Genomic DNA, 25,217 nt, shown 5'->3' with positions numbered 1-25,217 from the left:
TTCGTTATGTTTGATTTGTCAGAATTCGTATATGTCCGAGTAGTAGTCCACGTTGTACCGGGTCAGGATGTCCATCGACATGAAGTTGTCCTGCTCGGCCGGGGCCGTGTGGAAGACCATGTGTTCGATGATGGCGTTGATTCCCCGGTAGACCTGGGTTTCGGTGCGCTGGGTGATGAGGTATTTGACGTATCCTTTCCGCACCCCTTCGAGATTTCCGGCGAGTTTGTCGAATCCCACCACGATCCGGTCGCCGAGCCCCCTCTTTTCGAGGTATTCCGAAATCAGATGCACGCGCGAATTGAAGGTGACGATGTGTCGCACGCGGGGATGCTTTTCGAAAAATTCGTCCAGCACCCGCAGGTTGTATTCTGGATCGTAGGGCCTGATGAAGTCCTCGAATACCCGGCACTCCGGCAGGTTTTCTGCCAGATAGGCCATGAAGCCTTCCCTGCGTTTCCGGGTGGGATTGTCCTGCGGCTGGGCGCCTCCCCTGTCGATACGGAAGTTGGCGATTTCGCCGATACCCGGCTGTTCGGTCAGCAGACTGGCGGCCAGATAGCCGCTCTGGTACATCGGCATGCCGAAATAAGCCAGATAGCCGCTGCCTTCCAGACGGGAGTCGATATATACATAAGGTACGCCCCGGGCGGCGAGTTCCGCGGTAAGGGCCAGCGTGTCGTCCCGGTAGATGGGGGCCAGCATCACGGCCTGCGGATTGCCCTCCAGCAGTTGGCGCGCCGCACGGCGGAACGACTCCCGGTCGAACTGGTCGTAAGAGATCACGTCGATCCCGATGTTGTAGCTGCGGGCCTTTTCCACGGCCCGTCCGATACCCGTGTAGACCAGTTCCCAATATTCGCCCGGGCGGAACCGGGGAATCAGGCAGAGCAGGGTGTAGTGTTTTTTCGAGGCCAGCAGCGAGGCGTAGATGTTGGGTTTGTAGCCGATCTGCTGGATGACTTCCAGTACGCGGCGTTTGCTCTCTTCGGAGACCTCGCCCCGGTTGTGCACCACGCGGTCGACGGTCCCTTTCGAAAGGCCGGCCAGTCTCGCCACGTCCTTGATCGTGATTTTCTTGTCGTCGTTTCCCATGTCGAACGTCCCGAATTTAGCGGCCGGGAGAGCGCTCTCCGCAGACCAAAACAAAGATATGCAAAAAAAATCGTGCACGTGCACGATTTACGGAATTTTTTTATACTTTTGGAATTTGTAAGCCGGATTGTATAAATCGGACGATCTGTGCGTACGGCCTTGCCTACGGTTGCGACGAAAAGCTCTAAAACATATTAACTATGGAAAAGTTTATTGATAAGAACTTCATGCTTACCAACGATGCGGCTCAGGAGCTGTATCACGGAAGCGCGGAAAACCTGCCGATCATCGACTACCACTGCCACCTGATCCCGCAGATGATCGCGGACAACTACCAGTTCCGCAATCTGACCGAAATATGGTTGGGCGGCGACCATTACAAGTGGCGGGCCATGCGGGGCAACGGCGTTCCCGAGGAGTACATCACGGGCGGGAAATCCGACTACGAGAAGTTCGAAAAGTGGGCCGAGACGGTGCCTTACACCATGCGTAATCCGCTCTACCACTGGACCCATCTGGAGCTCTCCCGCATCTTCGGGATCGACAAGCTGCTGAGCCCCGAGACAGCCCGCGAGATATACGAGGAGTGCAACGCCAAGCTCCAGACCGAGGAGTTCCGGGCGCAGGGGCTGATGAAGCGCTGCAACGTGGAGGTGGTCTGCACGACCGACGATCCGGCCGATTCGCTGGAGTACCATAAGAAAATCAAGGAGAGCGGATTTTCCGTGAAGGTGTTCCCTGCATGGCGTCCCGACAAGGCGATGGCCGTGGAGAATCCCGTGGCATACAAGGCTTATGTCGAGAAGCTGGGCGAGGCCGCCGGCATGGAGATCCGAAATTACGAAGACCTGTTGCAGGCGCTGCAGAAGCGTCACGACTTCTTCGCCGAGATGGGGTGCCGGCTCTCCGACCACGGGCTGGAGACCTTCTATGCCGAGGACTACACCGAGAGCGATCTGATGCAGATCTTCGCCAAGGTGATGAGCGGCGTGAAACCCACCGAAGAGGAGAACCTCAAGTTCAAGAGCGGTATTCTGTACGATCTGGCCGTGATGGACGCCGAGAAGGGATGGACGCAGCAGTTCCATATCGGGGCGATCCGCAACAACAATACCCGCATGTTCAAGATACTGGGTCCCGACACCGGTTACGACGCCATCCACGACGTACAGTGTGCCGCTGCCGGCCACAAGTTCCTCGACCGGCTCGATTCGGCTGGCAAACTGGCCAAGACGATTCTGTACAATCTGAATCCCAAGGACAACGAGGTGCTCGCCACGATGGCCTACACGTTCAACGACGGGACGGTCCCGGGCAAGATGCAGCTCGGTTCGGGCTGGTGGTTCCTCGATCAGGAGGACGGTATGCGCAAGCAGTTGAATGCCCTTTCGGCGCTGGGTCTGCTGAGCCGTTTCGTGGGTATGCTCACCGACTCCCGCAGCTTCCTCTCCTATCCGCGCCACGAATATTTCCGCCGGATTCTCTGCAACGTGATCGGCGGGGACGTGGAGAGCGGACGTCTGCCCCGAAGCGAGATGAAGTTCCTCTCGAAGATGGTGGCCGACATCTCCTATTACAATGCCAGGAACTATTTCGGGTTCGACAAATAAGCAACATTTTATAAAGTATATATCATTCGTTCATGAAAAAAGTTGTAACATTCGGGGAGATCATGTTGCGTCTGGCAACCCCCGGTTATCTGAGATTCAGTCAGGCCAAGGAGTTCACTGCCACCTTCGGCGGGGGCGAGGCCAATGTGGCCGTATCGCTGGCCAATTACGGTATGGAGGCACAGTTCGTGACCCGTCTGCCCAAGAACGACATCGCCGATGCCTGCGTGAAGGATCTGCATAAGAACGGCGTGAAGACCGACCATGTGATCTACGGCGGCGACCGGCTGGGTATCTATTTCCTCGAGACGGGTGCCGTGGCGCGTGCCAGCAAGGTGGTTTATGACCGGGCCCACTCTTCGATCGCCGAGATCAAACCCGGCATGATCGACTGGGACGAGGTGCTCAAGGGCGCCGACTGGTTCCACTGGACGGGAATCACCCCCGCGCTGAGTCAGGGTGCCGCCGACGCCTGCCTGGAAGCCATCAAGGCTGCCAACCGGCTGGGTGTGACCGTGTCGTGTGACCTGAACTACCGCAAGAACCTCTGGAAATACGGCAAGACGGCTGCCGAAGTGATGCCCGCGCTCGTGGAGGGCTGCGACGTGATCCTCGGCAACGAAGAGGATGCCGAGAAGGTGTTCGGAATCAAGCCCGAAGGCTTCGACGTGACGGCTACCGCCGGCGAGGTGAATGCGGCCGAATTCGAGAGCGTCTGCACCCAGCTGATGAAGAAATTCCCGCGCGCCAAGAAGGTGATCATCACCCTGCGCGGTTCGATCAACGCCAATCACAACACCTGGGGCGGCGTGCTCTATGACGGCAAGACCCTCTACCAGTCTCCCCGCTACGACATCACCCACATCGTGGACCGCGTGGGCGGCGGCGACTCGTTCATGGGTGGCCTGATCTACGGTTTGCTCACCTACACGGGCGAGGACCAGAAGGCGCTCAACTTCGCCGTGGCCGCTTCGTGCCTGAAGCACACCATTTACGGGGACTTCAATCTGGTGACCGTAGCCGAGGTGGAGAACCTGATGAAGGGCGACGGTTCGGGCCGTGTGTCCCGATAAAGAGACCGAACGGAGATTTTCGGGCCGGGTGAAATATGCCGGCCCGAAAAGCCGTTTAAAATAGAGGATGAAATTTTAAGATAAAGAACGATAACGATGGCAAAATTTTCGAAAGTGCAGGTCATCTCGGCGATGGCCTCAACGGGTATGGTGCCCGTGTTTTACAATCAGGATGTCGAAGTGGCTAAAAGCGTGGTGAAGGCGTGCTACGAGGGCGGTGTCCGTGCATTCGAGTTTACCAACCGGGGCGATTTCGCCCAGGAGGTGTTCGGTGAACTGGTGAAATTCGCCGCCAAGGAGTGTCCCGAGATGATTCTGGGCGTCGGTTCGGTGGTCGATCCGGCTACGGCCGCGCTCTATATCCAGTTGGGAGCCAACTTCGTGGTGGGACCGCTGTTCAATCCCGAGGTGGCCAAGATCTGCAACCGTCGTCTGATTCCCTACACTCCGGGATGCGGTTCGGTGTCGGAGATCGGTTTCGCTCAGGAGGCGGGATGCGATATCTGCAAGGTGTTCCCGGCCGGCAACGTGGGCGGTCCGTCGTTCGTGAAGAACGTGAAGGCGCCGATGCCCTGGTCGATGATTATGGTGACGGGTGCCGTGGAGCCCACCGAGGAGAATCTTTCGGCCTGGGTGAAGGCGGGTGTGACCTGCGTGGGCATGGGTTCCAACCTCTTCCCGAAGGACGTGGTGGCCGCCAAGAACTGGGGCGCGATCACGGAACTTTGTAAAAATGCACTGGCGATTATTGCGAAATACCGTAAATAGTCACCTTTTTTTACTACTTTGCGGTTCGAAAAAACTAATAATTCCCGATTATTTACCTAACCTGAAAGATTGATGAATAAACTGAATGCATCAGAACAGAAGATGACCAACTTCCGTTGGGTTATCTGCGCCATGCTCTTCTTTGCGACGACGGTCAACTATCTCGACCGTCAGGTGCTCTCCCTCACGTGGGACGAGTTTATCAAGCCCGAGTTCCACTGGGATGAATCCCACTACGGAAAGATCACTTCCGTCTTCTCGATCGTCTATGCGATCTGCATGCTCTTCGCCGGCCGTTTCATCGACTGGATGGGGACCAAGAAAGGATACCTCTGGTCGATCGGCGTGTGGTCGGTGGGCGCCTGCCTCCACGCGCTCTGCGGCGTGGTGACCGAGGCCCACGTAGGGCTGCACTCTGCTGCCGAGCTGGCTGCCGCCACGGGCGACACGATGGTGGTGATCGCTACGGTCAGCATGTATTGCTTCCTGTTTGCCCGGTGTATTCTCGCCCTTGGTGAGGCCGGTAACTTCCCCGCAGCCATCAAGGTGACGGCCGAATACTTCCCCAAGAAGGACCGTGCCTACGCCACCTCGATCTTCAATGCGGGCGCTTCGATCGGCGCATTGGTGGCTCCGATATCTATCCCTCTGCTGGCCAAGGCTTTCGGCTGGGAGATGGCTTTCATCATCATCGGTGCACTGGGCTTTATCTGGATGGGTTTCTGGGTGTTCCTTTATGACAAACCTGCCCGGAGCAAGCATGTCAACAAGGCCGAGCTCGAATACATCGAGCAGGACAGGCACGAAGACCTCGCCCCTGCGGAAGAGGAGTCGGAAGGCCGGAAGATCGGTTTCCTGGAGTGCTTCAAGTTCAAACAGACTTGGGCTTTTGCTGTGGGCAAGTTCATGACCGACGGCGTGTGGTGGTTCTTCCTGTTCTGGACGCCTTCCTACCTGAACACACAGTTCGGGATCAAGACTTCGGAAGGCCTGGGTATGGCGCTGATCTTCACGCTCTACGCCATCACGATGCTCTCTATCTACGGCGGTAAGCTCCCGACCATCATCATCAACAAGACGGGGCTGAATCCCTATGCCGCCCGTATGCGGGCGATGTTGATCTTCGCTTTCTTCCCGCTGCTGGTGCTGCTGGCCCAGCCGCTGGGTACGATTTCGCCCTGGTTCCCGGTTATCATGATCGGTATCGGCGGTGCGGCCCACCAGTCGTGGTCGGCCAACATCTTCTCCACCGTGGGCGATATGTTCCCCAAGAGCGCGATTGCGACCGTGACGGGTATCGGCGGTATGGCCGGCGGTGTGGGTTCGATGATTCTTCAGTATTGCGCCGGCGAACTCTTCGTACATGCGGACAAGACGCAGATGGCATTCATGGGCTTCGTCGGAAAGCCGGCCGGTTACTTCGTGATCTTCTGCGTCTGCGCCGTAGCTTATCTGATCGGCTGGGTCATCATGAAGTCGCTCGTGCCGAAATACAAGGTGATCGTATTGAAATAACCAACTTTGAAAAAATAATCTGAAAATGGCAAACGAACTATTTAGCGTAAAGGATAAGGTGGTCGTTATTACGGGTGCCGCCGGAATCCTGGGCAATTCGATGGTACACCATTTCGCCGCCGAGGGTGCGAAAGTGGTGATTCTCGACCGCAACGAGGAGGCCGGCAACAAACTGGCCGCCGATGTCAAGGCCAAAGGCGGAGAGGTGCTTTTCCTCTATACCGACGTGTTGAAAAAAGAGGCGGTGGAGAAGAATTACGACGATATCATGGCCAAATACGGCCGGATTGACGTGCTGATCAACGGTGCCGGCGGCAATATGGCCGGGGCTACGATCGCTCCCGACAAGACGATCTTCGACCTGGATATCGACGCGGTGAAGAAGGTGGTGGAACTGAACCTGTTCGGTACGGTGATCCCCACGATGGTCTTCGCCAAGGCGATGGTGGAGCAGAAGGAAGGTTCGATCATCAACATCGCTTCGGAATCGGCCTTGCGTCCGCTGACCCGCGTGGCCGGCTACGGCGTGGCTAAAGCAGCCGTGGTGAACTTCACCAAATACATGTGCGGCGAGCTGGCTACCAAGTTCGGTTTGGGCCTGCGGGTGAATGCGATCGCCCCCGGGTTCTTCCTGACCGAGCAGAACCGTACCCTGCTGACCAATCCCGACGGTAGCCTGACGCCCCGTTCGCACACGATTCTGGCACACACTCCCTACGGCCGTTTCGGCGAACCGGAGGAGCTGCTCGGAACGTTGCAGTGGCTGGCCAGCGACGCCTCGAAATTCGTTTCGGGTACGCTGACCGTGATCGACGGCGGTTTCGACGCATTCTCGATCTAAACGAACGATTGTATAAACCGGTAAGTCCCGCCCTGCCTGAGACAAGGGAGGGCGGGACTTTCCCAAAAAACGAAAGACTATGTATCTTTGCAAACAATCCTGGCGTTGGTACGGGCCCAACGATCCCGTCAGCCTGTGGGATATCCGCCAGGCGGGTGCGACCGATGTGGTCAATGCCCTGCATCATATTCCCAACGGAGAGGTGTGGACGATCGAGGAGATCGAGAAACGCAAGAAGATGATCGCCGATGCCGGCCTGGTGTGGAGTGTCGTGGAGAGTGTTCCCGTACACGAGCACATCAAGACCCAGACGGGCGACTTCCAGAAATATATCGACAACTACAAACAGAGCATCCGCAATCTGGCGGCCTGCGGTATCTATACCGTGACCTACAACTTCATGCCGGTGCTTGACTGGACGCGGACCGACCTGGCCTATACACTGCCCGACGGTTCGAAGGCGCTCCGCTTCGAGCGTGCCGCCTTCATGGCGTTCGACCTCTTTATCCTGAAGCGTCCCGGAGCGGAGAAGGAGTACAGCGAGGCTGACAAGGCCAAGGCCAAAGCCCGTTACGACCAGATGACCGAGGCCGACAAGGAGCTTCTGACCCGCAACATGATCGCCGGTCTGCCGGGTTCGGAGGAGAGTTTCACCGTGGCCCAGTTCCAGGAGGCGCTCGACCGTTACAAGGATATCGACGCCGACAAACTGCGTGCGAACCTGATCTACTTCCTGAAGGAGATTACGCCCGTGGCCGACGAGGTGGGCGTGGAGATGGTAATTCACCCGGACGATCCTCCCTATCCGATTCTCGGGTTGCCGCGTATCCTTTCTACGGCGGACGACTTCCGCAAACTGATCGAGGTGGTTCCCAACAAATCGAACGGGCTGTGTCTCTGCACGGGCTCCTTCGGCGTGCGCAGCGACAACGAGCTGGCCGCCATGATGGAGGAGTTCGGCGAACGGGTCGGTTTCGTGCATCTGCGCAGTACGAAGCGCGATGAGGAGGGGAACTTCTACGAAGCGAACCACCTGGAAGGAGACGTGGACATGTACGGCGTGATGAAGGCCCTGCTGGAGTTGCAGCAGCGTCGCGGGGTGTCGATCCCGATGCGTCCCGACCATGGACACCAGATGGTGGACGACCTGAAGAAGAAGACCAATCCCGGATATTCGTGCATCGGCCGCCTGCGCGGTCTGGCCGAACTGCGTGGTCTGGAGATGGGAATCGCCAAAAGCCTGTATAAGAAATAGGCGAACGAAACGTTATCTTTCCGGGGTATCCGCAGGTCGCGGATACCCCTTTTTGTCTTGGAGTACCGGCCGCGTTTTGAAAAGGAGGGAGAGAGGAGGGAGAGAGGAGGGAGAGGTCGCTGCGATATTGCTTGGGAAAGGCTTCGGGTGTAAACCCTTCGGTCGTTTCTCTGCGGAACAGGCGGTTTCCCGGTTTCGGAGACCGAGAAAAGGGATAATCTTGCCGGAAAGATGAATTTTTACGCCTCAAATATTGCGGTTTAATAAAAAAGAATTAAATTTGCACCCTGATTCGCCAGAGATTCTGGCCCACATGGTGGATGTAGCTCAGTTGGTTAGAGCGTCGGATTGTGGTTCCGAAGGTCGAGGGTTCGAGCCCCTTCTTCCACCCCCAAGCAGAGAGTCGGAGAGAAAATCCCCGGCTCTCTTTTTTAATATGTGTTTGTATATGAGTAATTTGCAGGAATTCGAGGCATTGGGCCTGTCGGAGGTGATGCTCGGGGCTGTCGAAGCCAAAGGATTCGAAACCCCCTCCCCGATTCAGAAACTGACCATTCCGGTCCTGCTGGGCCGGACCAATGATATTATCGCGCAGGCCCAGACCGGTACGGGCAAAACGGCTGCTTTCGGGCTGCCCGTGCTCGATCGGCTGACTCCTTCGCGGGAGGGTGTGCAGGCGCTGGTTCTGGTGCCGACGCGGGAACTGGCCCTCCAGGTGACCGAGGAGCTGCTGTCGTTCAACCGGAAGAAGCTCTCGATTGCCGCGATTTACGGCGGAGCCTCGATGAGCGAGCAGCTCAGGAGGCTGGCCAAAGGGATCGACATCGTGGTGGGGACACCCGGACGCATCCTGGACCATATCCGGCGGGGAACGCTCAAGCTGGAACACACCCGTTATCTGATTCTGGACGAAGCGGACGAAATGCTCAATATGGGATTCATCGAAGACATCGAGGAGATCATGAGCCATGTGGACGAGAAGCGGCGCGTACTGCTGTTTTCGGCCACCATGCCGGAACGGATCGTGCAGCTTTCGAAGAAGTACATGCACGATACGGAGATCCTGAAGGTGGAATCGGCGCAGCTCACGACCGAACTGACCGACCAGATCTATTTCGAGGTGCGGGAGAGCGACAAGTTCGATGCCCTGACCCGGATCATCGACGTGGAGCCCGATTTCTACGGCATCGTTTTCTCCCGTACGAAAGTCGGGGTGGACGAGTTGGTAAATAGACTGCTCGAACGGGGCTATGCCGCCGAGGGGCTGCACGGGGATGTATCGCAGGCGCAGCGGGAGAAGATACTCCGCAAGTTCAAAAAGAGGCAGGCCAATATCCTGGTGGCCACGGATGTGGCGGCCCGGGGGATCGACATCAACAATCTGACCCATGTCATCAACTACTCCCTGCCGCAGGACTCCGAGAGTTACGTGCACCGTATCGGCCGTACGGGCCGCGCGGGCAACCAGGGGACGGCCATTACGTTCATATCCAGTTCGGAACTGCGTCAGTTCGGTTACCTGAAACGCGATCTGAAGGCCGACATCAAACGCGAGACCCTGCCCTCGCCGCAGGATGTGGTGGCGATGAAACGGGCGAAGGTGCTGGAAGAGTTGAAAGAGGTGATCGACAGCGAAAACTACACGGAATATACCGGTATGGCCCGGGACATTCTCGGACAGAATCCGCCGGAAGTGGCGCTGAGCGCCCTGCTTCGTCTGGCTTTCAAGAACCAGCTCGAGGAGAGTCACTATCCCGAAATCCGTTCGATCAACGTCGACCGGCGGGGAACGGCCCGGCTTTTCATCTCCATCGGACGGAAGGACGGTTACGACGCCCGGAAGATGGTGGCCCTGCTGAAGCGGGAGTGCGGCCTGAACGACAGCAAGATCGACGATGTCAAGGTGATGGACAACTATTCGTTCGTTTCGGTGCCTTTCGCCGATGCCGAGTCGGTCGTACGCCGGCTCAATGCCCTGCGGAAGGGAGAGCGCCCTGTGGCCGAGTTGGCGGCCGACGGAAAAGGTGGTGGAAAGGGTCTCCGGCCTCATGCAGAGAAGGGCGAGGGCCGGAGGAGGCGTCCGGCCGGGGAGAGGCCCGATACCGGGGAGCCGGAAATCCGCCGAGAGCGGAAGGAGCGGGAGAGGCCGGATACCGGGGAACGGAAAAAATATGGGGCCGGCCGGCCGAAACCGGCGGAGCGGAGGGATGCGGAGGAGGAAAAAGTCTTTTTCGAACCGGTTCCCAACAACGAATTCGACTGGGCGGCCTTCGAGAGGGCAGCCGCGGGCGAAGGCTGGGACCGGGCTTCGCGCAAGGGGACCCGCAGTACGTCCGGCGGTGCGGTACGCGGACGCGGTGCGGTGAAGAAGGCTGCCACAAAAAAGCGCGGACGTGGATAGGAATTTCCTGTCGTGACAAAGTGACAGGAAAATTCCGGTGTTTCTGTCCGCCTGTCCGCTATTTTGTCACGGAAACGTGTCAAAATCCTTTTGGCATACATTGTGATATAAATGTGCTTCGGAAAATGTATAACAACCTAAAATAGTTTAAGGATTATGAAAATTAAACCGTTATCAGACAGAGTTTTGATTCAGCCGAATCCTGCAGAGGAGAAGACCGCGGGCGGCCTGTTCATTCCCGATACCGCCAAGGAGAAGCCGCTGGCGGGCAAAGTGGTGGCCGTGGGTCCCGGAACCTCCGAGGTCAAGATGGAGGTGAAGGCCGGCGATCAGGTGCTCTACGGCAAGTATGCCGGAACCGAGGTCAATGTGGACGGCAACGACTATCTGATCATGCGTCAGAGCGATATTCTCGCAATCATCTAATTTTCTAAACCAGGATTCAGAAACGCTTAAAATTCAGAAAAAATGGCTAAAGAGATTAAATACAATACCGAAGCAAGGGAGCAGCTCAAAGAGGGTGTGGACGCATTGGCCAACGCCGTGAAAGTGACCCTCGGTCCCAAAGGCCGCAACGTGATTATCGACAAGAAGTTCGGTGCTCCGCAGGTGACGAAGGACGGTGTGACCGTGGCCAAGGAGATCGAACTGGAGTGCCCCTTCGCCAACATGGGCGCCCAGATGGTGAAAGAGGTGGCTTCGAAGACCGCCGACGATGCCGGTGACGGTACGACGACGGCTACGGTGCTGGCTCAGGCCATCATCGGCGTGGGGCTGAAGAACGTGACCGCCGGGGCCAATCCGATGGATCTGAAACGGGGTATCGACAAGGCTGTCGCCAAGGTAGTGGAGACGCTCCGCAAGCAGAGCAAGGCCGTGGGGACCGATTTCAGCAAGATCGAGCAGGTCGCCACGATTTCGGCCAACAACGACAACAACATCGGTAAGCTGATCGCCGAGGCGATGAGCAAGGTGAACAAGGAAGGCGTCATCACCGTGGAAGAGGCCAAAGGTACCGAAACCCATGTCGACGTGGTGGAAGGTATGCAGTTTGACCGCGGCTATATCTCCCCCTACTTCATGACCGATTCGGAGAAGATGGAGGCCGTGATGGACAAGCCCTACATCCTGATTACCGACAAGAAGATCTCCACGATGAAGGAGCTTATGGGCGTATTGGAGCCGGTGGCTCAGAACGGCCGTGCGCTGGTCATCATTGCCGAGGATGTCGACGGTGAGGCTCTGGCTGCTCTGGTCGTGAACAGACTGCGCGGTACGCTGAAAATCGCCGCTGTCAAGGCTCCCGGGTTCGGCGACCGCCGCAAGGAGATGCTGGAGGATATCGCCGTGCTGACGGGCGGTACCGTTATTTCGGAAGACAAGGGTCTCAAGCTGGATCAGGCTACCCTCGACATGCTGGGTTCGGCCGAGAAGGTGACCATCAACAAGGAGAATACGACCATCGTGAACGGCAGCGGCAAGAAGGACGCCATCAAGGCCCGTGTAGCCCAGATCCGCAAGCAGATGGAGATTTCCACGTCGGACTACGACAAGGAGAAACTGGCCGAGCGTCTGGCCAAACTGGCCGGCGGTGTGGCCGTCCTCTATGTCGGAGCCGCTACCGAGGTGGAGATGAAGGAAAAGAAGGACCGTGTGGACGATGCGCTGGCCGCAACGCGTGCCGCCGTCGAAGAGGGCATCATCCCCGGAGGCGGTGTCGCCTACATCCGTGCCGTGGACGTGCTGGATAAGATGAAGGGCGACAACGAGGACGAGACGACGGGTATCCAGATCGTGAAACGCGCCATCGAGGAGCCCCTGCGCCAGATCGTGGCCAACGCCGGAGGCGAGGGTTCGGTCGTGGTGAACAAGGTGAAGGAGAGCAAGGGCGCCGAGGGATACAATGCCCGCGACGACAAGTACGAGGACCTCTTCAAGGCCGGTATCATCGACCCGACCAAAGTGGCCCGTGTGGCTTTGGAGAATGCGGCTTCGATCGCTTCGATGTTCCTGACCACCGAGTGCGTGCTCGCCGAGAAGAAGGAGGAGACTCCTGCCGTGCCGGCAGCTCCGGGCATGGGCGGTATGGGCGGCATGATGTAGTCCGTATTCCGCAAGAAGAAAAAGGGCGTCCGCTGATGCGGACGCCCTTTTCGTTTGTATTGGCGCGGATGACGGAAAGGAAGGGGACCGATGGCCTGTTGTCCCGCCTGCGAATAAGGATGAAGTGTCCGGAAAGAGCGGAATATGATGAAATTTGTTGCATCGTTCCGTCTTAATTCATACCTTTGCGGCTTCTTTTTCGGATAACTGTGTTCAGATGAAATTTTTCGAGTTCAGACCCAAACTTTGTACGGTTTTTAAGGATTATTCGAAGGCGACCTTCTCGTCCGACCTGATGGCGGGTATCATCGTCGGTATCGTGGCCCTGCCGTTGGCCATCGCTTTCGGCATCGCGTCGGGTGTGGCGCCCGAGAAGGGTATCGTGACCGCCATTATCGCCGGGTTCCTCGTTTCGTTGCTGGGCGGCAGCCGGGTGCAGATCGGGGGACCTACGGGAGCCTTTATCGTGATCGTCTACGGTATCATCCAGCAGTACGGGGAGACGGGACTCATCGTGGCCACCATCCTGGCCGGGGCCCTGTTGATCCTGCTCGGTCTGTTCAGGCTGGGAACGATCATCAAGTTCATTCCCTATCCGATCGTGGTGGGTTTCACCAGCGGTATCGCCCTGACGATCTTCACCACGCAGATCAAGGACCTGTTCGGACTTACGATGGCCGAGGTGCCGGCCGACTTCGCTTCGAAATGGGGGGCTTACATGCGGGATTTCTCCACGATAGATCCCTGGGCGACGGGGGTGGGGGTGCTCAGTATCGTACTGATCCTGCTGACACCCCGTTTTTCGAAAAAGATTCCCGGCTCTCTCGTGGCGATCGTCGTGATGACGGTGGTTGTCTATCTGCTCCGGCAGTATGCGGGGATTACGTCGGTGGAGACGATCGGCGACCGTTTTTCGATCGACTCCGCCCTGCCCGACGCGCAGGTTCCCGCCATGAGCTGGGAGATGGTGCGCGGGCTGATGCCCGCGGCGCTGACCATCGCCGTGCTGGGGGCGATCGAGTCGCTGCTTTCGGCCACGGTGGCCGACGGCGTGACAGGCGACCGGCACGATTCGAATCAGGAGCTGATGGCGCAGGGTATCGCCAACATGGTGACCCCCCTGTTCGGCGGTATTCCCGCTACGGGAGCCATCGCCCGCACGATGACCAATATCAATAACGGGGGCCGGACGCCCGTGGCCGGTATCATCCATGCCGTGGTGCTGTTGCTGATTCTGCTTTTCCTGATGCCTCTGGCGCAGTATATTCCGATGGCCTGCCTGGCCGGAGTGCTCGTGGTGGTCTCCTATAACATGAGCGAGTGGCGTTCGTTCCGGGCACTGATGAAAAATCCGAAACCGGACGTGGCCGTCCTGCTGGTGACCTTCCTGCTCACGGTATTCTTCGACCTGACGGTGGCGATCGAGGTGGGACTGGTGATCGCCTGCCTGCTATTCATGAAACGGGTAGCCGAGACGACTAATATTTCGGTGGTGCGGGACGAGGTCGATTCGGGCCGGGGTGCCGATACATCCGTTCCCGAGGAACCCCTTTCGTTGCCTGCGGGAGTGGAGGTGTACGAGATCGACGGCCCCTTCTTCTTCGGGATCGCCAACAAATTCGAAGAGACGATGGCCCAGCTGGGCGACCGTCCCGCCGTGCGTATCATCCGTATGCGGCGTGTTCCGTTCATCGACTCCACGGGGATTCATAACCTGACCATATTGTGCCGGATGTCCCGCCGGGAGCGTATCCACATCATTCTCTCGGGCGTGAACGAACAGGTGCATTCGGCACTGGAGAAGGCCGGTTTCTACGAGTTGGTCGGCCAGGAGAACATCTGCAGCCATATAGATCTGGCCGTGGCGAAAGCGCGGGAGTTCATGGCCGGGCGGGAGACGGAAAGCGGAGGGACGGCGAGGGATTAATGCCTCTTCCCGGTCTCCGTATCTCCGGTTTCGGCCGGGACTTGTCGGGCTGCGGCCTCCGCTTCCATCTGGGCGCGGGATTTACTTTTGTTCACGACATAGACGCCCAGGAAGACCAGTACGATCGCCAGCCCTTTGGTGGGACTGAACCGGTCCATGCCCCACAGTACGGCCAGCATGGTGGCCACGATCGGCTGCAGGTAATTGTACATGCTGACGACGGTGGGGCGGAGACGCTTTTGGCCGAGGGGGATCAGCAGATAGGAGAGGAACGTGGCCCCGGCGACGATGAAGATCAGTTCGTATAGCAGGGCGGTGCCCAGATGCGGAAAGTCTACGGCGGTCATGTCGGCATAGGAGAACGGCACGCAGCAGATCGTGGCGTAGGTGAACATCCACTTCATCAGCGTGACGGGCGAATAACGGCTCACCAGGCTTTTGAACACCACGTAATAGACGGCGAAACTGAACTCGCCCGTCAGGCAGAGGATATTGCCGGCCATGCTGCTCTCCTGTTCCGTACCCGGAGCGGCGTGTTGTCCGTTCAGAATGAGGATCAGGGCTCCGAGCGCTCCCAGAAAGATACCGATCACCTTTTTGTTGGTCACCGGTTCCTTGAGGTAGAAGGCGGCGATGATCATGGTGATGATCGGCACGGTAGTCGTGATGACCGAGGCGTCGATAGGGGAGGTGAGCGAGACGCCTGCGATGAAACAGCCCTGGTTGAGCGTGATGCCGAACAGGGAGGCGAAGAAGAGCATCGCCAGGTCGTGGGGCGGGACGTGTTCCCGTCGGGTGAAGGCCGAGGCGATCCAGAAGAGCAGGGCCGCTCCCAGCATCCGGAAGGTGGTGAGGGCCAGGGGGGTGATGGCGCCGGATTCCAATACGGCCTTCGAAATTGGGGACATGACGCCCCACAGAAGATTGGCGCCGAACATGGCCAGATGGCCGATCGTGAGATTCTCTTTCATCTTATCCGAATTGACCGGACAAAATTACTGCATCCGTCCCTTTTTTCCGAATTTATTTTCCGGCGAAACGGTACAGCTCGGCGATCTCTTCGGGCCAGAGTTCCTCGTTCGGGGTTTCGAGAATGAGGGGCAGGTCGTCGAACCGGGGGTCGGCCGCGATGTATTTGAATGCCTCGATGCCCAGTTCTCCTCTGCCGAGGCTCTGGTGACGGTCTACGCGGCTGGCCAGCGGCTTCATCGTGTCGTTCAGGTGCATGCCCCGCAGATAGCGGAAACCGACGATCCGGTCGAATTCGGCGAACGTCCTGTCGCAAGCCTCGGCAGTGCTCAGGTCGTAGCCGGCGGCGAAGGCATGGCAGGTGTCGATGCAGACCCCTACGCGGCTCTTGTCCTCCACCTTGTCGATGATACGGGCCAGGTGCTCGAACGAGAATCCTACGTTCGAACCTTGTCCGGCCGTATTCTCGATGACGGCCGTGACGCCCTGGGTCTTGTCGAGCGCCCGGTTGATCGATTCGGCCACCCGGTCGAGGCAGGCTTCCACCGAAATTTTGTTCAGGTGGCTGCCCGGATGGAAATTGAGCCGGTCGAGACCCAGTTGTTCGCAGCGCAGCATTTCATCGTCGAAAGCGTCGCGCGATTTTTCGAGCGCGTCCGATTCCGGGTGTCCGAGATTGATCAGGTAACTGTCGTGGGGCAGGATGTGTCGGGCGGAATAGCCCAGCGACTCGCAGTTTTTCCGGAAGGCTTCTATCGTCTCCGGGGAGAGCGGGGCCGCCCACCACTGGCGCTGGTTCTTGGTGAAGAGGGCGAAGGCTCCCGCCCCGATATTTTTGGCGTTGAGCGGGGCGTTTTCCACGCCTCCGGCTGCACTGACATGGGCTCCGAAGTATTTCATATCCGTCGGGTTTGATTTATCTGCAAAAATAAGAAAATTTGACCGGAAACCTATTTTATGCTATATTTGTACGTTCGAAATCCGATATGATGATGAGGGCGATGAAAATTCTGTTTTTCCTGTTTCCCGTGTTCTTTTCCTGTACGGCGGTCGCCCAGTTTTCCATATCAAAAGTCGAGCCGTCGGCTGTCGAGACCCGGGCACGGGCCGATTCCGTCCGGCAGACCGAATACCGCAACGATTTTTTCAGCAAGGCGCTCTGGGAGGCCGAACGACGCAAACTCCGCAAGGAGCGCAATGCCATCGAGCTGAATCTGGGATTGCAGGGTACCCAGACCAAATTCGTGAACTGGGCGGGCGGCGGCGACAATACGCTGGCCGCGCGGACGACCCTTTATTTCCGCCATCAGCACACCCGGGAACGGTTCGGGCTCGATTACAAGGTGGAGGCCCGTTACGGTTTCAATGTGATCGAAAAGAGGGCTTTCAAGAACGAAGATGAATTCAAGCTGAACGTGCAGACGACCTGGAAGATGCACAAGAACTGGTCGTATGCGGCTACGGCCAACCTGCGCAGCCAGTTTTCGATCGGGTACAAGTCCCGGACCGATTCGACGAAGGTGTCCACTTTCATGGCGCCGGGTTTCTTCGACATATCGGTCGGTTTCAACTACAAGAAGGAGGGTTCGCCTTTCAACATTACCATCTCTCCGGTAGCGGGCAGCGTCGTGATGGTGCTCGACGAATACCTGAGGGAAAACGGTGTGGGCGGAAAGGGGCTCAACGGTCTCGAACTGGGAAAGCGGTCGAAGGGGCAGGTGGGACCCTCGGTGAGGATCGACTTCGACAAGGAGTTCTTCAAACAGATATTCCGCTACCGGTGGTCGCTCTATTCGTTTACCAATATCAAGACCCCGCCCACGGTCCGATGGGAGAATACGTTCGAAATCAAGGCCACGCGTTTTCTCTCGACGACGGTTTACGCCCTTTTCTATTATGATAAATACGCCAACACCCCCAAGCCCGAACGGCCCCAGCTGAACTACTCGCTCAGTGTGGGACTTTCCTACAAGATCACCAACAAATAGCGGCCGGCCGGCGGTATGGAATTTGCTCCCTTTGAAAACAGACGGTTATGTATAAGAATACGAAACGGAATATCCTTTTTCCCTCCCTGCTGGCGGTGGCCGTGGCGGCGGGTATCCTGATCGGCTCGCTGTTGGGCCGCAACAGCGCCGAATCGCAGCAGCGCCGGTCGCGGACGTTGCCGTTTTCGGGCGATAAGATCGGCTACACGCTTTCGCTGATCGAGAATCTGTATGTCGATTCCGTGAATATGGACTCCATTGCGGAACATGTGTTGCCCGTGCTCGTGAAAGAGCTGGACCCCCATTCGGTCTATATTCCCGTGCCGGATATGGCGGCGGCCAACGAGACGCTGGACGGGGAGTTCGACGGAATCGGCGTGGTTTTCAACATGGCGACCGATACGGTGATCGTGCTTAACGTGATCTCGTCCGGGCCCAGCGACAAGGCCGGAGTGAAGGCGGGCGACCGGATCATCCGGATCGACGATTCGCTGGTGGCCGGCCGGAAGATTCCGCAGGACCGGATCGTGAAACTCCTGCGCGGAAAACGGGGCACGAAGGTGAATCTTTCCCTCCAGCGGTCGGGAATCGGCGATCTGGTGCCCGTGACGGTGGAGCGGGGCGTGATTCCGATCAAGAGTATCGACGCCGCCTTTATGATTGCGCCGCAGGTCGGGTTCGTGAAACTGACTGCATTTTCGAAAAATTCGTACGATGAACTGAAGGCCGCCCTCGACCGGCTGAAAGGAGAGGGGATGACCCGGCTGATTTTCGACCTGAGGGGAAATACGGGCGGTTTTCTGGATCAGGCGATCCGGATCGCCAACGAGTTCCTGCCCGGACAGAAACTGATCGTTTACACCGAGGACAAACGCAAAAGGCGCGTGGAGGAGTTCAGCGACGGCCGGGGAGGATATACCGATATGCCGCTGGCCATTCTGATCGACGAGGGCAGCGCCTCGTCGAGCGAAATTCTGGCCGGTGCCATTCAGGATAACGACCGGGGCACGGTGATCGGCCGCCGGTCATACGGCAAAGGGCTCGTTCAGCAACAGTTTCCCTATCCGGACGGTTCGGCATTGCGGCTCACTATCGCCCGTTATTACACGCCGACGGGCCGGTCCATCCAGAAGCCCTATACACACGGGACGGACGAGTACAACAACGATCTGGTGACCCGTTTCCGCCACAACGAAATGTTTTCGGCTGACAGCATCAAGTTTGCCGACAGCCTGCGTTTCACTACGCCCGGTGGCAAGGTGGTCTACGGAGGGGGAGGCATCATGCCTGATATTTTCGTTCCGCTCGACACGACCGACATGACGCCCTATTTCCTGGAGGTGACAGGGCGCAATATCCTTTACAAATATACGATCGAGTATTCCGACCGCATCCGTGAAAAACTGAACGAAGTCAAGACGGTGTCTGAGCTCGATGCCCTGCTGGACAGCGATCCGGGACTCTTCGACGACTTCATCGCCTATGCTTCACGCCGGGGCGTCGCCCCGGACAAGGAGCAGATCGAGCGTTCGCGGGCCCTGATTACGGCCCAGCTGAGGGCTTATATAGGCCGGAACTCGGTGCTGGAGGATGCGGGCTTCTACTCGAATATCTACCCGATCGACAATGTGATCGTCCGCGCGATCGACGAACTGAACGGCCAATAACGGCCGGAACCGTTAAACCCGAAGAACATGGCAAAGAAAATCATCGGAATCATCGCGGCACTCGCCGTTGTCTTCATTATCGTGTGGGTGGTCCGGCACCCGGAGGTGCCTGCACCGGAAGAGGTCGTGGAAGAGCGTACGGAAGAGACCGTCGCCGTACGACCCGATGAGGGGGCTGCTGCCGATTCCGCCGCTGTGGCTCTGCCCGGAGCGGATACGCTGAAGTAGGAAGCGATTAATTTTCCTTTTTCAGGGAACGGATCACGCGGGCGGGATTGCCTGCGGCCAGCGAATCCGAAGGGATGTCTTTCGCTACGACCGACCCGGCGGCGACCACTACGCGGTCGCCGATCGTCACGCCCGGACATACGATCACGCCGCCCCCGAGCCAACAGTCGTCGCCGATGGTGATCGGTTTCCCGTATTCGAGCATGTCGCCCCGCATTTTATGGTCGAGCGGATGGCCTGCCGTGTAGAGTTGGACCTTCGGGGCGAAAAAGCCGTTTTTCCCGATCGTGACGGGAGCCACGTCGAGCACCACACAGTCAAAGTTGAAAAAGGTGTTCTCCCCGCAGCGGATGTTGTAACCGTAGTCGCAGTAGAACGGCGGCTGTACCTGTACGTCCGGGCTGCAATTGGGCAGGATGCGCCGCAGGACGGTTTCATAGTCCGGGTCGTCGCCGTAGACCATGTCGTTCAGCCGTTTCAGATCGCGCCGTACGCGGATGCGTTCCCGGACCAGTTCCGGGTCGGAGGCCGTGTAGAGTTCCGATGCCAGCATCTTCTCCTTTTCGCTCAGAGGCTTTTTCATGCGCTGAAATTGAAGAAATAGTTCATAAAGAAGTTCCAGAAGGTGACCACTCCGATCGCCAACAGTTTGGCGAAATAGAAATTGAGGCGGAAACGGTCGTTCAGCACATAGATCGCGGCGTTGTTGATTGCCAGTCCGATCAGCGAAATGCCGATGAAGATCAGATACTGGCGGGCTACGTGCGGATCGGTGCTGCCGAAGGTCCAGATACGGTTGAGGATGTAATTCGAAGTGGCTGCGCAGAGGAATCCCGCGGAATTGGCGATATATTTGTTGACTTTGACCAACTCCTTCAGCAGGTAGGTAATGCCGAAGTCCACCACCATGCCGGAACCCCCGACTACGCAGAATTTGATGAATTGCTGAATCATGATCTTATTCCATGAGGTGCGTGTGTCACTCTACGCTCACTTTGCTCTCTTTACTGTTGAACCAATAACCCTGATAACGGGGCCGGATCGTGAAACCCACGCGGTACTCCCGGGGAGAAGCCAACTCTTCGGGGACGGTGAAACGAACCGTCTGCCGCAGCAGCGATCCTGCGGGAACGGTACCCTTCACGGGGAGGACATATTCTCGGAATACCTCCTTGTTGCGGCCCCAGGCCAGTACGAGCGGATTCGATTCGGGGCTCAGTCCGATATCGTAGTCGTACGGGTTGAAAATGGTGAGCGGGACAGTGAGTGTCTCCCCGACCTTCACGCGGCGGGGAAGGGGACGGCCGGCGATTTCCACTTTCCGGACGGGCCTGAAATCGGCGACCGCGACATAACTGAAGTCCCGGCCGTTGGCCAGGTGCAGGGTGGAGTCCGCTCCCTCCGGTCCGGTTTCGATCAGGACGGGACCTCCGGCAGCCCGTGTGTCCGTGTCCATGTACTGCCATTGACTGGTGCGGTAGTTGATCGACGGTTGAGAGAAGGCGGGCTGACCCGTATAGAATCCGTATTTCGCCGCTATGGCGTAGCTGCCTCCGAAGATGACGGGGCGTCCCTGCGCGACGGCGGCGATGGCTCCGTAGCTCGTTTTATTGTCGAACACCTCGAACCGGAGGCCGATCGGGTTGAAGATCATCACCAGCCGTACCAGGCCGATCAGCCCGATCGTGACACACCCCGAGACCATCGTGTATTTCCGGGTGCGGGGATGCCGCCGTGCATAACCGAACAAAAGCAGGATGAATCCGAACGAAGAGACGATCACCCATTGCGGCTGGACGTATCCCCGGATGCTTGACAGCAGGAAAAACACGATCAGTCCCAGCGTTATGCAGTAGATGGCCCGTTCGGTCGGGTTCGCCGATTTCGATTTGATCCACGATTTGACGTAGAGCGGGAAGAAAAGCGGATTGAAGATGGCGAAAATGTTGAGGATATATTCCGTGATGTAGTTGAACTTGAAGAATCCGTTCCGGCCGGCCAGATGGTAGCGGATCGAGGCGAAATCGTGCTCGTATTGCCAGATCAGATGCGGCACGAGCAACAGCAGGGCCACGCCGCCCGCCAGGTAGAGCCTGGGCTGCCGGAATATCCGGGGATTGGAGACGAGCGTGAAGAATACCACCAGCGCCCCGTGGTATTTGCTGTAAGCCAGTGCGGCGACCGAGAGGCCCAGCCACAGGGCGTTCGGCAGCGAATCCCGTTCCGTAAAACGCTTGTAGCAGAGCAGGAACAGAGCCGAGAACAGCAATAGGGGAGCGTCGGGTACTGCGATGAAGCCGTAGAGCTGCAGGACGGGAAGGGCCGCGCAGATCACGAAATAGAGCAACACGTCCCGGCGGGTCGGCTGTTCCGGCCGGATGATCCGGTAGAGGATCAGCAGGTAGAGCGGTTGCAGGATCGTGAAGAAGAAACGGACCCCCAACTCTCCGCCCAGAAAGGCACCCATGCGTACAAGCAGGGCCGTCATGGGCGGATGGTCGAAATAACCCCAGGCCAGTTCGCGGGAAAACATGTGGTAGTACGCCTCGTCGTTGGCCAGTTCCGTACATCCCGCCTGGATTAGGTTGACGATCCACCATCCGCCAAGCAGAAGGCAGAGCAGGGTGGTGGGTTTCATTCCGGAGCCGTTTCCGTTCATTGTGCATGCGATTTGGGCAAAGGTAATTAAAATGCGAAAAAGATGAATCATGCCCATCGTTCATTTCGCGGAAAAAGAACGGATCGGCGAGGAAAAGCCACCTCTTTCCGGTTCCGGGAGCGGAAAACGGGCGGAAGCGACGGAATCGGGGTCACTCTCGCGTTCCCATGTCGTACACGCCGCTGTCGATATGCTGTTGTTTCGCCTCCTGCTTGAATTTGCCGAAACGCCAGTAGAGACTGAACCGGAAGATTCGTCCGAGTTGTTCGCGGTAGCTGGTCTGGAAGAAGGAGGTCGAACCGAGGGTCTCCCGGAGGAACCTGTGCCCGTTCAGCAGGTCTTCGACCTCGATGCTTCCTCCCAGATGGGCTTTGGGAAAATATTTGCTGAGACTGACATTCAGGGAAGAGTAGCGGTCGTCCGACTGGCGTTGGGCCGACCTGGAGGTCGGACGGATGTTGTACGAGGCGTTTATCTGCATACCTTTGGCCGGATGGAAATAGAGCGATGCACTGCCGGACAGTCGGTTGTTTCGGTTTTCCGTACCGTCGTGGAACCGATAGTAATCGTGGGAATATTGGATGGAAAAGTAGGCTGATATCTTCTTGAAAAACTCTCGGGTGCTTATGGTGAAACTGATGTCGCTTTGTCTCGACCGCCCCAGATTTTCGTAGGTGGTGAAGGAGACGTTGTTCCCGTCGACCGTCGTCGTGCGTTCGATGGCATTGTTCGTGCTGCGGAAATAGTAACGCAGGGCGAGCATTTTGAGCGGAAACCGGTCGATTCGCTGGCTGTAATTGAAAAAGGCTGCGTGCATGTATTGTCCTTTCAGTTCGGGATTGCCGGCGGAGAGGTTATCGGGATCGGTGTCGTTGACATAGGGGCTCATCTGCATCAGGTTGGGTCGTTGGACACTGGCGCTGTATCCGAGGCGGAAATTCGCCCGTTTGATCTCGTACGCCAGTCGGATCTGAGGCAGCAGGTTGAATTCATGATAGTCCAGCGGAATGCTCTCCCGGCTCTGGTAGGTGCCTTCGTTGGCGAGGTATTCTCCGTGCAGCCGCAGGGAGTAGGAGAGGCGGTTGTTGAATAAGTTGTCAGAGTAACCCAGGTAGCAGTAGGAGAATTCCTGCCGGTAGTTCAGTCCGTTGAAACGGGTCTCCTCTTCGATGTATTCTCCCGACAGGTCGTCGAGGAGATAGTATTGTGACGTGTTTTCGTACCGGCGGTTCACGTATCCCGTACTCAGGTAGAGCATCCGATTACGGCTGGAGGCAGTGATGGAGGTGCCGTTGATGAATGAGAAGGTCCCTTTGAGAGCATGCTGGACCGATCCGGAACGACTGCGGGATTGTTGTTCGGATACCGTTTCGGGTGACGGTTCGATCCGGGTGGTCGTCCGGTTTTCGGTGGGGCGGTCCGTATAGTCATATCCGAATTTGAGGTTGAATCTTCGGGTGTATGTTTTCCAGAATTTGTCGAGACCGACTCCTCCGTTGAACTTCATCGGCTGTTGGCCGTACATCCGGGACGAGGTAGAGTTTCCCGATGTACGGTTGCCTTCTGTGTCGTAGCTTTCCGAAGTGTTCGTCTTGCCCGCAATCGTTTCGGCGCGTTGGGTGCTTCCTTGCAGCCGTATGTTTCCCGTATTCCGGAACAGGGGGCGGAAAAGCGAGACGTTCAGGTTGTGGGAGCGTGTCATGTGGCTCGATTCCGACCGGCTTTCGAGCAGTCGGTCGTTGCTTTCCGGCAGAAAATTTTCCCGGGTCGATCTGTTTTCGAGTTTCGGTGCGTCGGAGAACAGGAACTGGTAATTGACTCCGATGCCCGTGATCGGTGTGTTGGCCACGAGATCGCTTTTTATTCCGAATGCTTTGTCTGACGAGGCGTTCGGTCTGATCTCTCCGGCGATACCGTAGGGTAGGGGGCGGTCGAGTTTGATGTTGAGGATCGGTTTTTCGTTGTGGTATTCGGGCGAGCCGGGCAGAATCACTTCGATCTGAGCCATGTAGTCGGCGCGGATGAACTCCATTGGATACTGGCGGCTGTGGTGGATGATGTCGTTGTGTCTTCCGTCGATCAGGATTTTTTCCAGCGGCTGTCCCTGGAAATTCAGATTCCCGCTGCCGGGAGACATCTCCAGTTCAGGGATTTTGGACATGATCTCCATCATTTTGAATTTGCCTACCTCCGGGTCTTTGCCTACGTCGAAGACGATCCGGTCGCTCTCCCTGCGGATCAGGGGTCTGGCGGCCACGAAAATCTCTTCGATAGCGATACCGGGCTTGAGGCGCTGGTTCCCCAGGCCGAGCGTCGTTCCCCCGAAGTCGACGGTCCGGCTTTCGGTTCCGTAGCCCACGAACGAGAAGTAGAGGGTGTATTTTCCCGAACGCGGCAGGTGAAGAAAATATTTGCCGGAAATCTGCGAGATGGCCGTTCCGGTCTGTCTGCCTTTGCTGTCGACTGCGGCTATGGTCACATAACCCATGGCCTGTCCCGACTCCGCATCCGATACGGAACCCTGGACACCCTGGTTTTTCTGGCCGGCCGCCCATAACGGAATGAGCAGTATAAGAACGATGATGTGCGGTAGAGGTGTTTTCATACGCACAGGGTTTGAGGTTGGTGTAGTTGTTGGTTTCCCGAGGGGCTTGTATGGCAATATATGAAATTTCAGGGAAATTCGGAAATGAGAAAGAGGATATTTAGACTTTTTCCGGATGAAATTCTGAAATTGCAATAATCATGGAAAACGCAGGGACTGTCCGGCAGTTCTCAGAACAGTCCCTGGAATCAAGAGGCGGATGATTTAGAGTTTGTTTAATTTTTGTTGGATTATATCGGCCAAGTTTCCGACCGTCATAATATTGGCCATATCGGATTCGGTAAATCCGATGCCGTAAAATTTGGCGCACCCTTGGAGAATTTCGAACATATCAAGGGAGTCACACCCCAGATCGAATGTGAATGTGGCTGGATATACGATTTCTTCCTTATCCAAATCCGGTCTTACATTCCGTATGATTATTCGTAAATCTTCGAGTGTTACCATACTTGGATAATCACTCCCGGTGTTCAGAATAGATATAGCGTCATTTTTTTCAAGTTGCGCTTCTGC

General features: G+C 57.2%; 21 protein-coding genes and 1 tRNA gene. 14 read left to right on the top strand and 8 right to left on the bottom strand.

The window, feature by feature from the left end; genetic code table 11:
• Window positions 1-18: 18 nt before the first annotated feature.
• Complete coding sequence (locus INF32_RS09450) at window positions 19-1,095, bottom strand: LacI family DNA-binding transcriptional regulator (RefSeq protein ID WP_226388158.1); 1,077 nt, start codon at window positions 1,093-1,095, stop codon at window positions 19-21.
• Between the two features lie 200 nt (window positions 1,096-1,295).
• On the opposite strand from INF32_RS09450, the gene uxaC reads away from it, so the two are divergent.
• From uxaC to INF32_RS09395, 11 genes are all read left to right on the top strand, one after another.
• Window positions 1,296-2,705 carry a glucuronate isomerase gene (uxaC, locus tag INF32_RS09445; RefSeq protein ID WP_226388157.1) on the top strand — a complete coding sequence of 470 codons (1,410 nt, stop codon included), beginning with the start codon at window positions 1,296-1,298 and terminating at the stop codon, window positions 2,703-2,705.
• Window positions 2,706-2,737: 32 nt separating this feature from the next.
• Window positions 2,738-3,778 carry a sugar kinase gene (locus INF32_RS09440; protein WP_226388156.1) on the top strand — a complete coding sequence of 347 codons (1,041 nt, stop codon included), beginning with the start codon at window positions 2,738-2,740 and terminating at the stop codon, window positions 3,776-3,778.
• A gap of 96 nt (window positions 3,779-3,874) precedes the next feature.
• Window positions 3,875-4,546, top strand: a complete 672-nt coding sequence (locus INF32_RS09435) for a bifunctional 4-hydroxy-2-oxoglutarate aldolase/2-dehydro-3-deoxy-phosphogluconate aldolase (protein ID WP_226388155.1) — start codon at window positions 3,875-3,877, stop codon at window positions 4,544-4,546.
• 72 nt (window positions 4,547-4,618) lie between these two features.
• On the top strand, window positions 4,619-6,061 hold the full coding sequence (locus INF32_RS09430; RefSeq protein WP_226388154.1) for an MFS transporter: 1,443 nt from the start codon (window positions 4,619-4,621) through the stop codon (window positions 6,059-6,061).
• Window positions 6,062-6,086: 25 nt separating this feature from the next.
• Window positions 6,087-6,902, top strand: coding sequence for an SDR family oxidoreductase (locus INF32_RS09425; RefSeq protein ID WP_226388153.1), 816 nt, complete (start codon window positions 6,087-6,089; stop codon window positions 6,900-6,902).
• A gap of 79 nt (window positions 6,903-6,981) precedes the next feature.
• Window positions 6,982-8,157, top strand: a complete 1,176-nt coding sequence (uxuA, locus tag INF32_RS09420) for a mannonate dehydratase (protein ID WP_226388152.1) — start codon at window positions 6,982-6,984, stop codon at window positions 8,155-8,157.
• 315 nt (window positions 8,158-8,472) lie between these two features.
• Window positions 8,473-8,551 (top strand) — tRNA-His (locus INF32_RS09415).
• 54 nt (window positions 8,552-8,605) lie between these two features.
• Window positions 8,606-10,558, top strand: a complete 1,953-nt coding sequence (locus INF32_RS09410) for a DEAD/DEAH box helicase (RefSeq protein ID WP_226388151.1) — start codon at window positions 8,606-8,608, stop codon at window positions 10,556-10,558.
• A 156-nt stretch (window positions 10,559-10,714) separates the two neighbouring features.
• The gene (locus INF32_RS09405) at window positions 10,715-10,984 is read left to right on the top strand and encodes a co-chaperone GroES (protein ID WP_226388150.1); all 270 of its coding nucleotides are present in this window, start codon (window positions 10,715-10,717) and stop codon (window positions 10,982-10,984) included.
• 42 nt (window positions 10,985-11,026) lie between these two features.
• On the top strand, window positions 11,027-12,661 hold the full coding sequence (gene groL, locus INF32_RS09400; protein WP_226388149.1) for a chaperonin GroEL: 1,635 nt from the start codon (window positions 11,027-11,029) through the stop codon (window positions 12,659-12,661).
• Between the two features lie 217 nt (window positions 12,662-12,878).
• Window positions 12,879-14,588 carry a SulP family inorganic anion transporter gene (locus tag INF32_RS09395; protein ID WP_226388148.1) on the top strand — a complete coding sequence of 570 codons (1,710 nt, stop codon included), beginning with the start codon at window positions 12,879-12,881 and terminating at the stop codon, window positions 14,586-14,588.
• Here INF32_RS09395 and INF32_RS09390 read toward each other — a convergent pair.
• Together INF32_RS09390 and nfo are read right to left on the bottom strand one after the other, a co-directional pair.
• The gene (locus INF32_RS09390) at window positions 14,585-15,559 is read right to left on the bottom strand and encodes a DMT family transporter (RefSeq protein ID WP_226388147.1); all 975 of its coding nucleotides are present in this window, start codon (window positions 15,557-15,559) and stop codon (window positions 14,585-14,587) included. The genes INF32_RS09395 and INF32_RS09390 overlap by 4 nt on opposite strands.
• Before the next feature lie 52 nt (window positions 15,560-15,611).
• A complete protein-coding gene (gene nfo, locus INF32_RS09385) occupies window positions 15,612-16,457 on the bottom strand; it encodes a deoxyribonuclease IV (RefSeq protein ID WP_226388146.1) in 846 nt (281 codons plus the stop codon).
• 101 nt (window positions 16,458-16,558) lie between these two features.
• Between nfo and INF32_RS09380 the strand changes: the two genes are divergently transcribed.
• From INF32_RS09380 to INF32_RS09370, 3 genes are read left to right on the top strand one after another with little or no spacing between them, the layout of a single operon-like run.
• Window positions 16,559-17,545, top strand: a complete 987-nt coding sequence (locus INF32_RS09380) for a DUF3078 domain-containing protein (RefSeq protein WP_226388145.1) — start codon at window positions 16,559-16,561, stop codon at window positions 17,543-17,545.
• Between the two features lie 47 nt (window positions 17,546-17,592).
• Window positions 17,593-19,212 (top strand): S41 family peptidase, encoded by a 1,620-nt coding sequence (locus INF32_RS09375; RefSeq protein ID WP_226388144.1) that lies wholly within the window; start codon window positions 17,593-17,595, stop codon window positions 19,210-19,212.
• Between the two features lie 27 nt (window positions 19,213-19,239).
• Window positions 19,240-19,440 carry a hypothetical protein gene (locus INF32_RS09370; protein ID WP_226388143.1) on the top strand — a complete coding sequence of 67 codons (201 nt, stop codon included), beginning with the start codon at window positions 19,240-19,242 and terminating at the stop codon, window positions 19,438-19,440.
• 7 nt (window positions 19,441-19,447) lie between these two features.
• On the opposite strand, the gene INF32_RS09365 is transcribed toward INF32_RS09370, so the two are convergent.
• From INF32_RS09365 to INF32_RS09345, 5 genes are all read right to left on the bottom strand, one after another.
• The gene (locus INF32_RS09365) at window positions 19,448-20,023 is read right to left on the bottom strand and encodes a sugar O-acetyltransferase (protein ID WP_226388142.1); all 576 of its coding nucleotides are present in this window, start codon (window positions 20,021-20,023) and stop codon (window positions 19,448-19,450) included.
• Window positions 20,020-20,394: a GtrA family protein gene (locus INF32_RS09360; protein WP_226388141.1), complete on the bottom strand. Its 375-nt coding sequence runs from the start codon at window positions 20,392-20,394 to the stop codon at window positions 20,020-20,022. Before INF32_RS09360 ends, INF32_RS09365 begins: the two co-directional genes overlap by 4 nt.
• Before the next feature lie 25 nt (window positions 20,395-20,419).
• Window positions 20,420-22,078 (bottom strand): glycosyltransferase family 39 protein, encoded by a 1,659-nt coding sequence (locus tag INF32_RS09355; protein ID WP_226388140.1) that lies wholly within the window; start codon window positions 22,076-22,078, stop codon window positions 20,420-20,422.
• A gap of 172 nt (window positions 22,079-22,250) precedes the next feature.
• Complete coding sequence (locus INF32_RS09350) at window positions 22,251-24,704, bottom strand: outer membrane beta-barrel family protein (protein ID WP_226388139.1); 2,454 nt, start codon at window positions 24,702-24,704, stop codon at window positions 22,251-22,253.
• A 204-nt stretch (window positions 24,705-24,908) separates the two neighbouring features.
• On the bottom strand, window positions 24,909-25,217 hold a 309-nt coding region (locus INF32_RS09345), incomplete at its 5' end, for a phosphopantetheine-binding protein (protein ID WP_226388138.1).

The sequence above is a fragment of the Gallalistipes aquisgranensis genome, assembly GCF_014982715.1.
In the GTDB taxonomy this organism is placed as follows: domain Bacteria; phylum Bacteroidota; class Bacteroidia; order Bacteroidales; family Rikenellaceae; genus Gallalistipes; species Gallalistipes aquisgranensis.
The sequence above is the reverse complement of the archived record's forward strand: the minus strand, read 5'-3'. Positions and strand labels throughout refer to the sequence as shown.

Coding starts and splice junctions, on each gene's coding strand:
- INF32_RS09380 (WP_226388145.1), top strand. CDS start 16,559: ATGAAAATTCTGTTTTTCCTGTTTCCCGTGTTCTTTTCCTGTACGGCG.
- INF32_RS09375 (WP_226388144.1), top strand. CDS start 17,593: ATGTATAAGAATACGAAACGGAATATCCTTTTTCCCTCCCTGCTGGCG.
- uxuA (WP_226388152.1), top strand. CDS start 6,982: ATGTATCTTTGCAAACAATCCTGGCGTTGGTACGGGCCCAACGATCCC.
- INF32_RS09450 (WP_226388158.1), bottom strand. CDS start 1,095: ATGGGAAACGACGACAAGAAAATCACGATCAAGGACGTGGCGAGACTG.
- nfo (WP_226388146.1), bottom strand. CDS start 16,457: ATGAAATACTTCGGAGCCCATGTCAGTGCAGCCGGAGGCGTGGAAAAC.
- INF32_RS09405 (WP_226388150.1), top strand. CDS start 10,715: ATGAAAATTAAACCGTTATCAGACAGAGTTTTGATTCAGCCGAATCCT.
- INF32_RS09370 (WP_226388143.1), top strand. CDS start 19,240: ATGGCAAAGAAAATCATCGGAATCATCGCGGCACTCGCCGTTGTCTTC.
- INF32_RS09395 (WP_226388148.1), top strand. CDS start 12,879: ATGAAATTTTTCGAGTTCAGACCCAAACTTTGTACGGTTTTTAAGGAT.
- INF32_RS09440 (WP_226388156.1), top strand. CDS start 2,738: ATGAAAAAAGTTGTAACATTCGGGGAGATCATGTTGCGTCTGGCAACC.
- uxaC (WP_226388157.1), top strand. CDS start 1,296: ATGGAAAAGTTTATTGATAAGAACTTCATGCTTACCAACGATGCGGCT.
- INF32_RS09365 (WP_226388142.1), bottom strand. CDS start 20,023: ATGAAAAAGCCTCTGAGCGAAAAGGAGAAGATGCTGGCATCGGAACTC.
- groL (WP_226388149.1), top strand. CDS start 11,027: ATGGCTAAAGAGATTAAATACAATACCGAAGCAAGGGAGCAGCTCAAA.
- INF32_RS09360 (WP_226388141.1), bottom strand. CDS start 20,394: ATGATTCAGCAATTCATCAAATTCTGCGTAGTCGGGGGTTCCGGCATG.
- INF32_RS09390 (WP_226388147.1), bottom strand. CDS start 15,559: ATGAAAGAGAATCTCACGATCGGCCATCTGGCCATGTTCGGCGCCAAT.
- INF32_RS09350 (WP_226388139.1), bottom strand. CDS start 24,704: ATGAAAACACCTCTACCGCACATCATCGTTCTTATACTGCTCATTCCG.
- INF32_RS09425 (WP_226388153.1), top strand. CDS start 6,087: ATGGCAAACGAACTATTTAGCGTAAAGGATAAGGTGGTCGTTATTACG.
- INF32_RS09430 (WP_226388154.1), top strand. CDS start 4,619: ATGAATAAACTGAATGCATCAGAACAGAAGATGACCAACTTCCGTTGG.
- INF32_RS09355 (WP_226388140.1), bottom strand. CDS start 22,078: ATGAAACCCACCACCCTGCTCTGCCTTCTGCTTGGCGGATGGTGGATC.
- INF32_RS09410 (WP_226388151.1), top strand. CDS start 8,606: ATGAGTAATTTGCAGGAATTCGAGGCATTGGGCCTGTCGGAGGTGATG.
- INF32_RS09435 (WP_226388155.1), top strand. CDS start 3,875: ATGGCAAAATTTTCGAAAGTGCAGGTCATCTCGGCGATGGCCTCAACG.